Source organism: Catellatospora vulcania (genome assembly GCF_009720385.1).
GTDB lineage: Bacteria > Actinomycetota > Actinomycetes > Mycobacteriales > Micromonosporaceae > Catellatospora > Catellatospora vulcania.
The window spans coordinates 117,014-129,968 of sequence record NZ_WARX01000001.1 but is presented as its reverse complement, the minus strand read 5'-3'; the positions used below and the strand labels follow the sequence as shown (position 1 = coordinate 129,968).

At 71.0% G+C, this 12,955-nt stretch carries 15 protein-coding genes; 8 read left to right on the top strand and 7 right to left on the bottom strand.

What is annotated here, in order from left to right; all coding sequences use genetic code 11:
• The first annotated feature begins 16 nt into the window (after positions 1-16).
• From F6W97_RS19815 to F6W97_RS19805, 3 genes are read left to right on the top strand one after another with little or no spacing between them, the layout of a single operon-like run.
• Positions 17-880, top strand: a complete 864-nt coding sequence (locus F6W97_RS19815) for an ABC transporter ATP-binding protein (RefSeq protein ID WP_230686826.1) — start codon at positions 17-19, stop codon at positions 878-880.
• Positions 877-1,734 carry an ABC transporter permease gene (locus F6W97_RS19810; protein WP_155371949.1) on the top strand — a complete coding sequence of 286 codons (858 nt, stop codon included), beginning with the start codon at positions 877-879 and terminating at the stop codon, positions 1,732-1,734. Before F6W97_RS19815 ends, F6W97_RS19810 begins: the two co-directional genes overlap by 4 nt.
• A complete protein-coding gene (locus tag F6W97_RS19805; protein WP_155371948.1) occupies positions 1,734-2,525 on the top strand; it encodes an alpha/beta hydrolase-fold protein in 792 nt (263 codons plus the stop codon). Before F6W97_RS19810 ends, F6W97_RS19805 begins: the two co-directional genes overlap by 1 nt.
• A 107-nt stretch (positions 2,526-2,632) precedes the next feature.
• Here the strand turns inward: F6W97_RS19805 and F6W97_RS19800 are convergent, their stop codons facing one another.
• Positions 2,633-3,481: a 3-hydroxyacyl-CoA dehydrogenase family protein gene (locus F6W97_RS19800; protein WP_155371947.1), complete on the bottom strand. Its 849-nt coding sequence runs from the start codon at positions 3,479-3,481 to the stop codon at positions 2,633-2,635.
• A gap of 136 nt (positions 3,482-3,617) precedes the next feature.
• On the opposite strand from F6W97_RS19800, the gene F6W97_RS19795 reads away from it, so the two are divergent.
• On the top strand, positions 3,618-3,938 hold the full coding sequence (locus F6W97_RS19795; protein ID WP_155371946.1) for a hypothetical protein: 321 nt from the start codon (positions 3,618-3,620) through the stop codon (positions 3,936-3,938).
• A gap of 200 nt (positions 3,939-4,138) precedes the next feature.
• Here F6W97_RS19795 and murA read toward each other — a convergent pair whose 3' ends face one another.
• Positions 4,139-5,515 (bottom strand): UDP-N-acetylglucosamine 1-carboxyvinyltransferase, encoded by a 1,377-nt coding sequence (murA, locus tag F6W97_RS19790; RefSeq protein WP_407924592.1) that lies wholly within the window; start codon positions 5,513-5,515, stop codon positions 4,139-4,141.
• Here murA and F6W97_RS19785 point away from each other — a divergent pair.
• From F6W97_RS19785 to F6W97_RS19770, 4 genes are all read left to right on the top strand, one after another.
• Positions 5,514-6,092 (top strand): cob(I)yrinic acid a,c-diamide adenosyltransferase, encoded by a 579-nt coding sequence (locus F6W97_RS19785; RefSeq protein ID WP_155371945.1) that lies wholly within the window; start codon positions 5,514-5,516, stop codon positions 6,090-6,092. The genes murA and F6W97_RS19785 overlap by 2 nt on opposite strands.
• Entirely contained in the window at positions 6,089-6,475 is a 387-nt protein-coding gene (locus tag F6W97_RS19780; RefSeq protein ID WP_230686825.1) for a VOC family protein, read from the top strand. Before F6W97_RS19785 ends, F6W97_RS19780 begins: the two co-directional genes overlap by 4 nt.
• 48 nt (positions 6,476-6,523) lie before the next feature.
• The gene (locus F6W97_RS19775; protein WP_155371943.1) at positions 6,524-7,495 is read left to right on the top strand and encodes an ATP-binding cassette domain-containing protein; all 972 of its coding nucleotides are present in this window, start codon (positions 6,524-6,526) and stop codon (positions 7,493-7,495) included.
• Between the two features lie 121 nt (positions 7,496-7,616).
• Positions 7,617-8,411: an ABC transporter permease gene (locus tag F6W97_RS19770; protein WP_196279241.1), complete on the top strand. Its 795-nt coding sequence runs from the start codon at positions 7,617-7,619 to the stop codon at positions 8,409-8,411.
• A 19-nt stretch (positions 8,412-8,430) separates the two neighbouring features.
• Here F6W97_RS19770 and F6W97_RS19765 read toward each other — a convergent pair whose 3' ends face one another.
• The 5 genes from F6W97_RS19765 to F6W97_RS19745 form a co-directional block, all read right to left on the bottom strand.
• Positions 8,431-8,853 carry a DUF2550 domain-containing protein gene (locus F6W97_RS19765; protein ID WP_155371940.1) on the bottom strand — a complete coding sequence of 141 codons (423 nt, stop codon included), beginning with the start codon at positions 8,851-8,853 and terminating at the stop codon, positions 8,431-8,433.
• Positions 8,854-8,875: 22 nt separating this feature from the next.
• Positions 8,876-9,160, bottom strand: a complete 285-nt coding sequence (locus F6W97_RS19760) for a F0F1 ATP synthase subunit epsilon (RefSeq protein WP_155371939.1) — start codon at positions 9,158-9,160, stop codon at positions 8,876-8,878.
• A gap of 97 nt (positions 9,161-9,257) precedes the next feature.
• The gene (locus F6W97_RS19755) at positions 9,258-10,496 is read right to left on the bottom strand and encodes an LCP family protein (protein ID WP_196279240.1); all 1,239 of its coding nucleotides are present in this window, start codon (positions 10,494-10,496) and stop codon (positions 9,258-9,260) included.
• A 94-nt stretch (positions 10,497-10,590) separates the two neighbouring features.
• Positions 10,591-12,024, bottom strand: a complete 1,434-nt coding sequence (gene atpD, locus F6W97_RS19750) for a F0F1 ATP synthase subunit beta (protein WP_407924591.1) — start codon at positions 12,022-12,024, stop codon at positions 10,591-10,593.
• A complete protein-coding gene (locus F6W97_RS19745) occupies positions 12,024-12,953 on the bottom strand; it encodes a F0F1 ATP synthase subunit gamma (protein WP_155371933.1) in 930 nt (309 codons plus the stop codon). The genes atpD and F6W97_RS19745 overlap by 1 nt, the downstream gene beginning before the upstream one ends.
• Positions 12,954-12,955: the final 2 nt, after the last annotated feature.

The window sequence follows — 12,955 nt, the reverse complement described above, 5'->3', positions numbered from 1 at the left end:
ACGTATGGTGCCGGGTGTGACTCACGAAGAGCTGGCGATCAGCGTTTCCGGGCTGCGCAAGTCCTATGCGGACAACGTCGCGGTCGCGGGGGTCGACCTGGCCGTGCCGCGCGGCGAGGTGTTCGCGCTGCTGGGGCCCAACGGGGCCGGCAAGACCACCACCGTGGAGATCCTTGAGGGCTTCCGCACCCGGGACTCCGGCCAGGTGTCGGTGCTCGGCATCGACCCGGCCAGGGCCGACCGCGACTGGCGTCGCCGGGTCGGCATCGTGCTGCAGGGCACCGGCGAGTTCGACGAGCTCAAAGTGCATGAGGTGGTACGCCACTTCGCCCGCTTCTACCCGAACCCGGCCGACCCCGACGAGGTCATCGAGCGGGTCGGGCTGACCGAGAAGGCGAACTCGCGCACGCACACCCTCTCCGGCGGCCAGAAGCGCCGGCTCGACGTGGCGCTGGGCATCGTGAACCAGCCCGAGGTGCTGTTCCTCGACGAGCCGACGACGGGCTTCGACCCGGCGGCCCGCCGCGAGTTCTGGGACCTGATCCGCCAGCTCTCGCACACCGGCACCACCATCCTGCTCACCACGCACTACCTGGACGAGGCCGAGGCGCTCGCGGACCGGGTCGGCGTGATCGCGCGCGGCACCATGATCGCCGTGTCGACCCCCGCCGAGCTGGGCGGGCGGCACCTGGCCACGGCCACGGTGAGCTGGCGCGAAGAGGGCGGCCCGCGCAGCGAGGACACCGACCGGCCCACCGAGGTGGTGCAGCGGCTGGCCGCCTCGTTCGGCGGCGAGGTGCCGGAGCTGACCGTCACCCGGCCCACGCTGGAGGACGTCTACCTGAAGATGATCGGCGAGAACGGGCAGGAGCCGGCATGAGCACGTTGACAAAGCAGGAAACGGCGCAGCCTGCCGTGCGGGAGGCGGGCGGGCTCAGCCTGGCCCTGGCGCAGGGCGGGATCGAGTTCAAGCAGTTCGTGCGTACCCGGGAGTCCCTGGTCTTCACGCTGCTCTTCCCCGTCATGCTGATGCTGATCTTCGGGTCCATCTTCGGCAGCGTGATCATCACCCCGCCCGGCGAGATCCCCGCGGTGACCCTGTCGCAGTACTTCGTCACCGGCATGATCGCCTCGGGCATCATGGCCACCGGCTTCCAGAACCTGGCCATCACCATCCCCATCGAGCGGGACCGGGGCGTGCTCAAGCGCTACCGCGGCACGCCCATGCCGAAATGGGTCTTCTTCGCCGGCAAGATCCTCTGCGTGGCGGCGCTCGCCTTCATCGCCATCGTCCTGCTGCTGGGCGTGGCGGTGGCCCTCTACGACCTCCGCCTGCCCGACACCGGCCAGAAGTGGTTCACCTTCGGCTGGGTCAGCGTGCTCGGCCTGATCGCCTGCACGCTGTGCGGCATCGCCTTCTCCGGCGTGGCGAAGACCGGCCGGTCCGGGCCGGCGGTGGTCACCCCGATCGCGCTGATCCTGCAGTTCACCTCGGGCGTGTTCTTCGAGTACAGCGACCTGCCGCACTGGATGCAGCAGTTCGCCGCCCTGTTCCCGCTGAAGTGGATGTGCCAGGGACTGCGCAGCGTCTTCCTGCCCGAGTCCTTCGCCAGCCAGGAGGTGGCCGGCTCGTACGAGCTGGGCCGGGTCGCCCTGGTGCTGGCCGCCTGGTGCGTCGGCGGCCTGATCCTGTGCCTGGTCGGGTTCCGCTGGACCACCAAGCGGGAAGGCTGATGGAACGCCGCCGGGTGCTGCAGGCCGCGGCGGGGGTGACCCTCGGCGCGGCGGTGCTCGGCGGCGCCCTGCTCTGGCGGCGCGGCCCCGACGACGCGACGACCGCGGCCGCACTGATCCCCGACGTGCCGCTCGGCGACGAGCGGCTGGAGCAGCGGCAGTCGAGCGCCCGCGGCGCGACCGTCGACTTCTACACCGCGGTGCCCGCGGGTCACGGCGACGGCCGCGGCCTGCCCGTCTGCCTGGTCCTGCACGGCGCGTCGGCGACCGCGGCGAGCTACCCCGGCTTCGGCTTCGGCCGCTTCCTCAGTGACGCCGTCCGCCGCGGCGTGCCGCCGTTCGTGCTGGCCGGGGCGACCGGCGGGCGGTTGCGCTGGGAGCCGTCCGGCTCCGACGACCCGCAGCGGATGGCGTACGAGGAGATCCCGGCCTGGTGCGCCGAGCGCGGCTTCGACACCACCCGGCTGGCCCTGTGGGGCTGGTCCATGGGCGGCTACGGGGTGCTGCGCCTGGCCGAGTCGCGCCCCGGCGCGTACCGCGCGGTCGCGGCCTTCTCCCCCGCGGTCGCGCGTGGCGACCGGGTCTTCGCGGACGCGGCGGCGCTGGCGGGCACCCCCGTCGCGCTGTGGTGCGGCAAGCAGGACGGCTTCTACGAGGACGTGCGGGCCCTGGCCCCCACGATCCCCGGCGCCACCACGGCGTACGCCGACGGCGCACACACCCGCACCTACTGGAACTCGATCACCCCGGCCGCCTTCGACTTCCTCGGCCGCGCCCTGTCCCCCGCGTGAACGCTTTTTCCTAGACGTTGGCCTATCACATCGATTATTTGCAGATCGAACTCGATGTGATAGGCCAACGTCTATTGAAGGCGGGTCGGGCGATGTGCGACCGCCGATCAGTACGTGTAGAAGCCCTTGCCGCTCTTACGCCCCAGCTCACCGGCCGTGACCATGCGCTGGAGCAGCTCCGGCGGGAAGAACTTCGGGTCGGCCGTGTCGGTGTAGATGTTGCGCGCGGCGTGCGCCAGGATGTCCACCCCGGTCAGGTCGGTCGTCGCCAGCGGCCCCATCGCGTGACCGAACCCCAGCTTGCAGGCCGTGTCCAGATCCTCTGGCGTGCACACGCCCGACTCGACCAGCTTGACCGCCTCCACGACCAGCGCCGCGATCAACCGGGTGGTGACGAAGCCCGCGATGTCGCGGTTCACCACGATGCAGGTCTTGCCGATGCCCTCGGCGAACGCCCGCGCGGCGGCCAGCGTCTCGTCGCTGGTGCGGTGGCCGCGGACCAGCTCGCACAGCTTCATCATCGGCACCGGCGAGAAGAAGTGGGTGCCGACGACCATCTCGGGCCGGGACGTGGCGGCGGCGATCTGGGTGATCGGGATGGCGGAGGTGTTGGTGCCGAGCACCGCGTCCGGCTTGCAGATGCGGTCCAGCGCCCGGAACACCTCCTGCTTGATCTCCAGCTTCTCGAAGACCGCCTCGATCACGATGTCGGCCTCGGCCGCGGCTTCGAGGTCCGTGGTGGTGGTGATGCGTCCCAGCGCGTCCTGGGCGTCCTGTTCGGTGATGGTGCCCTTGGCGGCGAACCGGCCCAGCGAGGTGCGGATGCCCTCCAGGCCCCGCCCGGTGGCGGCGTCGTCGAGGTCGCGCAGCGTGACCTGCCAACCGGCCTGCGCCGCCACCTGGGCGATGCCGGCGCCCATGAGTCCCGCCCCGATGACCGCGAGCTTCCCTGCCATTGCCCTGCCTCCCACTGAACGTCATCCGTGTCGTCGGCGCCGGTGGACGCGCTGCCGACCGCAGTCGAGCCTAAACGATCGCTCAGGACGCTGCGAACGGCCTCGCGACCCCGTCACCGGGGTGCAAACTGGGATCATGCCTGCTAGTGCCTATCTCGCCGGCCCGATGGTCGCGATCCTGACGATCGCGGTCCTCGCCGTGGTCATGCACCGCGGCCTGCAGCGCGACGCCGAGCCAGCCGTCCCGGTCGCGCCGAGCCCTGCCCTCGACGACTACGGCCTGCTCGCCAGCGCCGCCGTGGTCCGTACCCTCGCCGACGCGGCGCTCATCCGTGAGCATCTGCACAGCGTCGGCATCCGCGCCACGCTCGCCACCGCACCCGACGGGCGCATCCGGGTGCTGGTCTTCGCCGACGAGGTCAGCCGCGCCCGCCGCGTCGTCGGCGAAACCCGCTGAACCCCGGTTGCCGTCAACGCCGCCGGCACCCGGTCCCACCACCACGGCCGACCACGGCCCGGCCGTCGTCGGCCCGCCCGGCGCTGCGCAACTCTGAAGGACTTGCGGCCTCAGGACGTCCTGAGGCCGCAAGTCCTTCAGAGTTGCGCGACGCGACGCGGCGCGACGGCCCGGCGGGGGGTGGCGGGGTGGCGGGTGGGTCAGAAGCCGTATTCGGGGTCGGCGGGGGTTTCGGCGCGTTCGACTTGGACGCCGAGGGCGCGCAGGTCGCGGGCGAAGTCGGGGTAGCCGCGGTCGATGTGGTGGACGGCGCGGACGGTGGTGACGCCGTCGCCGCACAGGCCCGCGATGACCAGGCCGGCTCCGGCGCGGATGTCGCTGGCGGTGACCTCCGCGCTGGACAGCCTGTCCCGGCCGCGGACCATCGCGTGGTGGCCCTCGATGCGGATGTCGGCGCCGAGCCGCTTGAGCTCCTCGGCGAACATGAACCGCCCGTCGAAGATGTTCTCCGTGATCAGCGAGACGCCGTCGGCCACCGCGGCCATGCCGATGGCCATCGGCAGCAGGTCGGTGGCGAAACCCGGGAAGGGCAGCGTGCGCACGTCCACCGCGGTGGCCCGGTCGGCCTGGCGCACCCGGAACCAGTCGGGGCCGTAGTCGACGTCGCCGCCCGCCTGCTGGATCTTGTCCAGCGCGATCTCCAGGCAGCGCGGGTCGATGCCGCGCACGGTCACGTCACCGCGGGTCATCGCGGCGCCGAAGGCCCAGGTGCCGGCCACGATGCGGTCGCCGATGGTGGCGTGCTCGACGGGCTGGAGCTGGCTCACGCCGTGCACGGTCAGCTCGGAGGTGCCGGCCCCCTCGATACGCGCGCCCATCGCGGTCAGCATCTGGCAGATGTCGACGATCTCCGGCTCGCGCGCCACGTTGTCGATCACCGTGGTGCCACGGGCCAGCACCGCAGCCATCAGCAGGTTCTCGGTCGCGCCGACGCTGGGGAAGTCCAGGCTGATCTTCGCGCCGTGCAGGCCCGACGGGGCCTCGGCGACGACGAAGCCGTGCTCGCCGCTGATGTCCGCGCCCATCTTCGCCAGACCGGACACGTGCATGTCCAGCCCGCGCGAGCCGATCGCGTCGCCGCCCGGATGCGCCACCCGCACCTTGCCGCAGCGCGCGAGCAGCGGCCCGAGCACGCAGATCGACGCCCGCAGCCGGCGCACCAGCTCGTAGTCGGCCTCGGGGTGCAGTTTCGCGGGCACGTCGATGCGCACCCGGTCGTCTTCGAAGAAGACGTCCGCGCCCAGCCGCCGTAGCACCTCCCCCATCAGCGCGATGTCGGTGATGCGCGGCACGTTCGTGATGACGCTCTCGCCTTCGGCCAGCAACGCCGCCGCCATCAGCTTGAGCGCGCTGTTCTTCGCGCCGACCACGCCGACCTCGCCGGCCAGCCGTACGCCGCCCTTGACCCGGATCACATCCACGTCGGCCATCGTAGAAGCCGGACCCCCCATCCGGGCGTCCGCCAGCAACGCGCCGACGGAGTCACCACCGTCGGCCACCATTAGGCTCGCTGTCATGGCTGTTCACCTCACCCGCATCTACACCAGGACCGGCGACGCCGGCACCACTGCGCTCGGCAACGGCGAGCGTGTGGACAAGACCGATCCGCGCATCACCGCGTACGCCGATGTGGACGAGTGCAACGCCGCACTGGGTGTGGCGCTCGCTCTGGGCAACCTAGCTGATGATGTGCGCAATGTGCTGACCCTCATCCAGAACGATCTGTTCGACGTGGGCGCCGACCTGTGCAACCCGATCACCCCCGATCCGAAGTACCCGCCGCTGCGCGTCACGCAGGACTACGTCACCCGCCTGGAGGGCTGGTGCGACGAGTTCAACGCGCGACTGGCCAAGCTGGATTCTTTTATCCTGCCGGGGGGTTCGCCGGGGGCGGCCCTGCTGCACGTCGCGCGCACCACCGCCCGGCGCGCGGAACGTTCGGCGTTCGCGCTGCTGAGCGTGGACGCGGAGCGCTCCGGCCCGCTGCCCGCACAGTATCTCAACAGGCTCTCCGATCTGCTGTTCATCCTCGGAAGAGTCGCCAATTCCGATGGCGCGGCGGACGTGAAGTGGGTGCCCGGGGCCAACCGGTGAGCCTGCACCATGTCGAGGTGTGGGTGCCCGACCTGGCGGCGACCAAACGTTCCTGGGGCTGGCTGCTGACCGAGCTGGGCTGGGAAGAGCACCAGCGCTGGGCGCACGGCGTCTCCTGGCGGCACGGCACCGCGTACGTGGTCTTCGAGAGCTCGCCGGACCTGGTCGGCGGGCGGCACGAGCGGCGTGCCCCCGGGCTGAACCACCTGGCGCTGCACGCGGGCTCGCCCGCGGACGTGGACCGGCTGGTCGCGGCGGCGGGCGAGCACGGCTGGCGGCTGCTGTTCGCCGACCGGCACCCGCACGCGGGCGGCCCGGACAGCTACGCGGCCTACCTGGAGGACGAGCAGGGCTACGAGGCCGAACTGGTCGCGACCCGGTAAAAGGGCGGATCCGGCGCGCGGGGCCCACCCCGTGACTACCGTGTGTCCATGGCCGCTGCGATCGTCGCGGAAGGTCTGGTCAAGCGGTACGGCTCGGCGACCGCGCTGGCCGGGCTGTCCCTGAGCGTGCCGGAGGGCACCGTGCTGGGGCTGCTCGGGCCTGACCGGGCCGGCAAGTCCACCGCGGTGCGCATCGTGGCCACGCTGCTGCGCCCGGACGCGGGCAGCTGCCTGGTCAACGGCGTCGACGTGCTGACCCACCCGCGCTGGGCCCGCCAGGACATCGGGGTATGCGGGCAGCGCCCGGCCGTGGACGACTTCCTCACCGGCTTCGAGAACCTGGAGCAGCTCGGCAGGCTGCACCGGCTGGGCCGCCGCCGGGCCCGGAGCCGGGCCGAGGAGCTGCTGGAACGGTTCCACCTGAGCGAGGCCGCCCACCGGCCGGCCCGCTGCTACCCCGCCGGTATGCGCCGCCGGCTCGACCTGGCCGGCGCGCTGGTGGCCGCGCCCGCCGTGGTCCTGCTGGACGAGCCCACCGCGGGGCTGGACCAACGCAGCCGGCTGGGCATCTGGGACGTGATCAGCGAGCGGGTGCGCGACGGCACGACCCTGCTGCTGGCCACCCGGCGCCTGGAGGAGGCGGACGAACTCGCCGACCAGATCGTGGTGCTCGACCGCGGCCACGTGCTCGCCCGCGGCACACCGGAGCAGCTCACCCGGCAGATCGGCGGCGAGCGGCTGCAGGTCGTGCTGGGCAACCGGGCCGAGACCCAGGTCGCCGAGGACATCCTGAACCGCGTCTGCGGCGGCCAGGCCGTGGTCTTCCTGGACCAGCACCTGGTCCAGGCTCCGGTCGTGTCCGGCGCGCAGGCGCTGGTCGAGCTGGTGCGCCGGCTCGACGCGGCCGGGATCGAGCCGGTCGACATCGGCATCCACCGGGCCAGCCTCGACGACGTCTTCCGCAAGCTCACCGGCCAAGCAGCCACCCCCAGCCTGGCCGACGAGGAGGCCCGGACATGAGCGAAAGGAAGGGCGCCTTGACATCGCCATGTGTTGTAGAAGGCGCCCTTCCCGACCAGCGACCGGGTGGGCGAGCCGTGGTGGTTCCCCGCGCGGTCGCCGGGCGCGGCGTGGTGAAGCCATGAGCGAGTTCGCGGCGGCGGCGCAGGACGCCTGGGTCACGGCCCGGCGCGGGCTGCTGCGCGGTCGGCGTGAGCCGCGGCTGCTGGCGCTGCCGCTGCTGCAGCCCGTGCTGTTCATGCTGCTGTTCGGGGTGGTCCTGAGCGGTGTGATCGGGGTACCGGGCGTCGCCTCCTATCCCGGATTCCTGACCCCGGGCCTGCTCGTGCAGGCGGTGGCGATCACCGCGGGGCTGGCCGCCGTCGACGTCGCGCGCGACGTGCACCGGGGCATGCTCGACCGGTTCCGCACGCTGCCCGTGCCGCCGAGCGCGGTGCTGTTCGGGCGTACCGTGTCGGATCTGGTCCGGATCTCGATGACAGCGGCCGTCGCGGCGGCGACGGGGGTGATCGCGGGATGGCGTGTCCACAGCGGCCCCGCTGCGGCCGCGGCGGGCTTCCTGCTGGTCCTGACCTTCGGGTACGCCGTCGCGTGGCTGTCCGTGCTCGTGGGGCTGTCCCTACGCACGCCCCGCGCGGCCCGGACCGCCGTGCTGGTGTGCCTGGTCCCGGTGACGTTCGTGTCGAACGTGCTGGCGCCTGAGGACACCATGCCGCCGTGGCTGCGCCCGCTCGCCGAGGCGAACCCCGTCTCCGCGGTCGTCACGGCGCTGCGCCTGCTGTGGGGCAACGAACCGGCCACCTCCGCGGCAGACCCGGTCTCGGCGTACCCCCTGGCTCTGGCCTGGGTCGCCGCGGCGCTGCTGGCGGCGATCCCGCTCGCCCTGCACCGCTATCGCCGCCTGCCCGCGCCCTGACGGGCGGCTGCGGGGCTCGCTACGTGGAGTAGGGGGCGGCGGCTTCGAGCCAGGAGAGGAAGCCGGTGACGGTGTGCAGGGGCATCGCGATCTCCACCTGGGTTCGCGAGTCGGCGCACTGCAGCACCACCCAGTCGGCGGGCACCAGCACCGCCTCCTCCTCGCTGGGCGCCCGCCGGGCGATCACCTTGAGATCGCGGCGCGAGAGCGTGCGGCGGGGGCGCGGAGACAGGCTGAACATCCGGTACCAGCGCAGGTCGTCGCCGCGGAACTGGGCGAACCCGGGAGCCCAGCCGCGCCCTCCGGCCGTCTGCCGCAGCCGGAGGTAGAGCTCGACGGTGCCGTGGCCGCGCGCGAACACCTCGCGGCGCACGAAGAGGCCCGCCAGCAGGGCGAGCAGGACGACGAGGCCGATGGCGACTACTTCCAGCAGCGACCTCATCGTCGTCGGGGGCGCTGGTCGCTCAGTGGCGGGCGGCCGGGGCGACCGGGGTCGCGTTCTCCGCGAGCACCGTCACGCCCTCGGTCGTCACCGACAGGAAGCCGCCGAAGACCTCGTAGGCCTTCTCCTCGCCGCCGGGGAGGATGATGCGCACCCCGCCGGGGTTGGCCAGCTGGCCGAGCAGCGGCGCGTGACTGGGCAGCACGCCCAGCTCGCCCTCGGTGGTGCGGGCGATGACCATCTCGGCCTCCCCGGACCAGACCTTCTCCTCGACGGCGACGAGCTCGACCTGGAGCAGCTTGGCCACGATGACTCCTCAGGTGTGCAAGATTGGTGCAGCGAGTCTAACCGCCGGTGATCAGCGGTCCCCACCAGGACCGGTCAGTGTGAGCTGCGGGCCACTCTCACTTACCCAGCATTTCGGGATGGAACGCCACGAAGTTCTCGACCGAGCCTGCGGCGACCGAGGCGAGGAACTGGCGGGAATACGCGTCCAGCTGCTCTCCCTGGTACTGGTACTTCATCTTGGGCTTGGACTTCTTCTTCTTGTCGTCCTTCTTGTCGTCGTCGCCGTCGTCCCCGTCGTCGCCGCCGTCATCCCCGTCGTCGCCGCCGTCGCCCTCGTCGTCGCCCTTGCCCTTGTCTACGACGTAGCGGCCCACCCCGCCGCCGGCCAGCTTCACCATGTGCACGGTGCTCGGGCGCAGGTCCTGCAGCGCGAAGGCCCAGTCGATCACGCCGTGCCCGCGGCCGCTGAAGGTGAGCGACTGCCCGGCCGCGCGCAGCACCGAGTCCATCTTCAGCGGGTCGGTCAGCACGTCGTCGCTGAACGCCTTGGAGATCATGGCGCGGACCAGTTGCTGCTGGTGTCGCTGGCGGGCGTAGTCGCCGCCGGTGACGTAGCGCTGCCGGGCGTAGTCCAGTGCCTGCCAGCCCTTGAAGTGGCGCAGGCCGGGCTCGTAGACCATCTGCTCGCCCACGTAGCCGGTGCTGCTCGCGCCGCGGTCCCGGGGGTCGCCGTCGGGCTCCAGGTGGATCGAGGCGACCCGCTCGTCGACCGTCATGTCGATCCCGCCGAGCGCGTCGATGACGTCCTTGAACCCGCTGAAGTCGATGATCGCCCCCGCGTCGAAGCGCGGGATCCCGGTGTACTGGCTGACCGTCGCGGCCAGCAACTCGAAGCCCTGGGCGTGGTTGGCGCGCCGGTCGCCGGGCACCATCGAGCCGAAGTACATCGCGTGCGCGAGCTTGTCCGCGGGGTTGCCGCCGTAGCCGGCCTTGGGGAACGGCGGGATGGCCACCAGCAGGTCCCGGGGCAGCGAGAACAGGTAGCCGCGGTCGAGGCCGGCGGGGATGTGCATGACCAGGACCGAGTCGGCCCGCGGGATCCAGAACGGGTCGTCGTGCCGCGGGTCGATGCCCGCCAGCAGGATGTTCAGCGGCCCCTTGATGTCCTCCGGGCGGGGCGGCGCCGCTCGGCCCGACTCGTCGCCGAAGAGGTCGTCCTTGTGGATCGCGCCTTCGTAGCGCGCGAGCACACGGTCCACGGTGACCAGGGACGCGCCGCTCAGCATCATCAGGGCCGTACCCGCGAGCACACTCCAGCGCGCCCAGCGCGCCGCGGCACGCCACCGTTTCGCCACCATGATGTGGCTAACGAGGCAGATGCGACGAAGGCTCCTCATGACGAAAAGAGGCCCCTCCCGGTGGGGAGGGGCCTCTTTTCGCGGAACCGACCTACTTGGTCAGCTCGCGGTAGTTCTTCTCGAGGTCGTCGAGACCGCCGCACATGAAGAAGGCCTGCTCCGGGACGTGGTCGTAGTCGCCCTGGGAGATGCGCTTGAACGCCTCCACGGTCTCCTTCACCGGCACCGTCGAACCCTCGACACCGGTGAACTGCTTGGCCGCGTAGGTGTTCTGCGACAGGAACCGCTCGATCCGGCGGGCCCGGGCCACGGTGATCTTGTCGTCCTCGGAGAGCTCGTCCATACCGAGGATGGCGATGATGTCCTGCAGGTCGTTGTACTTCTGCAGGATCCGCTTCACCTCGGTGGCGACGGCGTAGTGCTCCGCGCCGACGTACTCCGGGGCCAGGATTCGCGAGGACGAGGCCAGCGGGTCCACGGCGGGGTAGATGCCCTTGTCGGACACCTTGCGCTCAAGGTTCGTGGTCGCGTCCAGGTGGGCGAAGGTGGTCGCCGGCGCCGGGTCGGTGTAGTCGTCCGCGGGCACGTAGATGGCCTGCAGCGAGGTGATGGCCTGGCCACGCACCGAGGTGATGCGCTCCTGGAGCTCACCCATCTCGTCGGCGAGGGTCGGCTGGTAACCCACGGCGCTCGGCATACGGCCGAGCAGGGTGGACACCTCGGAACCGGCCTGCGTGAAGCGGAAGATGTTGTCGATGAAGAGCAGCACCTCCTGCTTCTGCACGTCGCGGAAGTACTCGGCCATGGTCAGCGCGGACAGCGCGACCCGCAGACGGGTGCCCGGGGGCTCGTCCATCTGGCCGAACACCAGGGCGGTGTCGCCCAGCACGTTGGCCTCGGCCATCTCGGCGATGAGGTCGTTGCCCTCACGGGTGCGCTCACCGACGCCCGCGAAGACGGACGTACCACCGAAGTTACGGGCAACGCGGATGATCATCTCCTGGATGAGCACCGTCTTGCCCACGCCCGCGCCGCCGAACAGACCGATCTTGCCGCCCTTGACGTACGGGGCCAGCAGGTCGATCACCTTGACGCCGGTCTCCAGCATCTCGGTCTTCGGCTCCAGCTCGGCGAACGCCGGAGGCTTGCGGTGGATCGGCCAGCGCTCGGAAACCTCGAGCGTCTGACCCTTCTCCAGGTTCAGGCACTCGCCGAGGACGTTGAACACCTTGCCCTTGGTGGCGTCGCCGACCGGCACGCTGATCGGGGCACCCGTGTCGGTCACCTTCGCGCCGCGGACCATACCGTCGGTCGGCTGCATCGAGATGGCACGCACGACGTTGCCGCCGAGGTGGTTGGAGACCTCCAGGGTCAGCGTGCGCTCACCCTCGCTCAGGGTAACGTTGACCTTGAGCGCGTTGAAGATCTCAGGCATCGCGTCGCGCGGGAACTCGACGTCGACGACCGGGCCGATGACCCGGACGACTCGACCGACGCCCGCCTTGGTGTCAGTAGCAGTGGTCATCATTCACTCCCCGCCGCCGCCAGCGCGTTCGCGCCGCCGACGATCTCGCTGATTTCCTGGGTGATCGCGGCCTGGCGGGCGGAGTTCATCTCCCGCGTCAGCGACTTGATCATTTCTTCGGCGTTGTCCGTGGCGCTCTTCATCGCCCGGCGGCGCGACGCCGACTCACTGGCCGCCGAGTCCAGCAACGCCGCGTAGATCCGCGTGTTGATGTACTTCGGCAGCAGCGCGTCCAGCAGCTCTTCCGCGTTCGGCTCGAAGTCGTACGCGGGCAGCAGCTCGCCCTTGTTGCCCTCGCGCTCCTCGACCTGCATCGGCGCGAAGATCTTCGTCGAGGCGTTCTGGCTGATGAGCGACTTGAACTCGGTGTAGACGATGTGCAACTCGTCCACGCCCAGCACGCCGTCGTCACCCGCGTGGTCCGCACCGTCGTCCGCGCCGTGCACGAACGCCTGGATCAGCAGCTCGCCGACCCGGCGCGCGTCCTCGAACCGCGGCTGCTCGGAGAACCCGCTCCAGCTACCGGCGAGCTCGCGCCCGCGGTAGGTGTAGTAGGTGATCCCCTTGCGGCCGATCACGTACAGCGCCACCTGCTTGCCCTGCGCCTTGAGCCGCGAGATCAGCTGCTCGGTGAGCTTGATCGCGTTGGCGTTGTAACCGCCGCACAGGCCGCGGTCGCTCGTGATGAGCAGCACGCCGGCCCGGTGCTCCGGGTCACGCGGGACCAGCAGCGGGTGCTGGGCGTTGGTGTTCGAGGCCAGCGCGGTGAGCACGCCGGTGATGGCGTTCGCATAGGGCAGCGACGCCGCGACACGGTCCTGAGCCTTGGCGATGCGGCTGGTCGCGACCAGCTCCATCGCCTTGGTGATCTTCTTCGTCGAGCGGGTCGCCTTGATCCGCCGACGGAGAACTCGTACCTGCCCGGCCATGG

Excerpts from the sequence above, each read along its gene's own strand:
- murA (WP_407924592.1), bottom strand. The coding sequence starts at position 5,515 with ATGACAGCGAGCCTAATGGTGGCCGACGGTGGTGACTCCGTCGGCGCG.
- F6W97_RS19745 (WP_155371933.1), bottom strand. The coding sequence starts at position 12,953 with ATGGCCGGGCAGGTACGAGTTCTCCGTCGGCGGATCAAGGCGACCCGC.
- F6W97_RS19765 (WP_155371940.1), bottom strand. The coding sequence starts at position 8,853 with ATGAGGTCGCTGCTGGAAGTAGTCGCCATCGGCCTCGTCGTCCTGCTC.
- F6W97_RS19775 (WP_155371943.1), top strand. The coding sequence starts at position 6,524 with ATGGCCGCTGCGATCGTCGCGGAAGGTCTGGTCAAGCGGTACGGCTCG.
- F6W97_RS19795 (WP_155371946.1), top strand. The coding sequence starts at position 3,618 with ATGCCTGCTAGTGCCTATCTCGCCGGCCCGATGGTCGCGATCCTGACG.
- F6W97_RS19800 (WP_155371947.1), bottom strand. The coding sequence starts at position 3,481 with ATGGCAGGGAAGCTCGCGGTCATCGGGGCGGGACTCATGGGCGCCGGC.
- F6W97_RS19770 (WP_196279241.1), top strand. The coding sequence starts at position 7,617 with ATGAGCGAGTTCGCGGCGGCGGCGCAGGACGCCTGGGTCACGGCCCGG.
- atpD (WP_407924591.1), bottom strand. The coding sequence starts at position 12,024 with ATGACCACTGCTACTGACACCAAGGCGGGCGTCGGTCGAGTCGTCCGG.
- F6W97_RS19805 (WP_155371948.1), top strand. The coding sequence starts at position 1,734 with ATGGAACGCCGCCGGGTGCTGCAGGCCGCGGCGGGGGTGACCCTCGGC.
- F6W97_RS19810 (WP_155371949.1), top strand. The coding sequence starts at position 877 with ATGAGCACGTTGACAAAGCAGGAAACGGCGCAGCCTGCCGTGCGGGAG.
- F6W97_RS19785 (WP_155371945.1), top strand. The coding sequence starts at position 5,514 with ATGGCTGTTCACCTCACCCGCATCTACACCAGGACCGGCGACGCCGGC.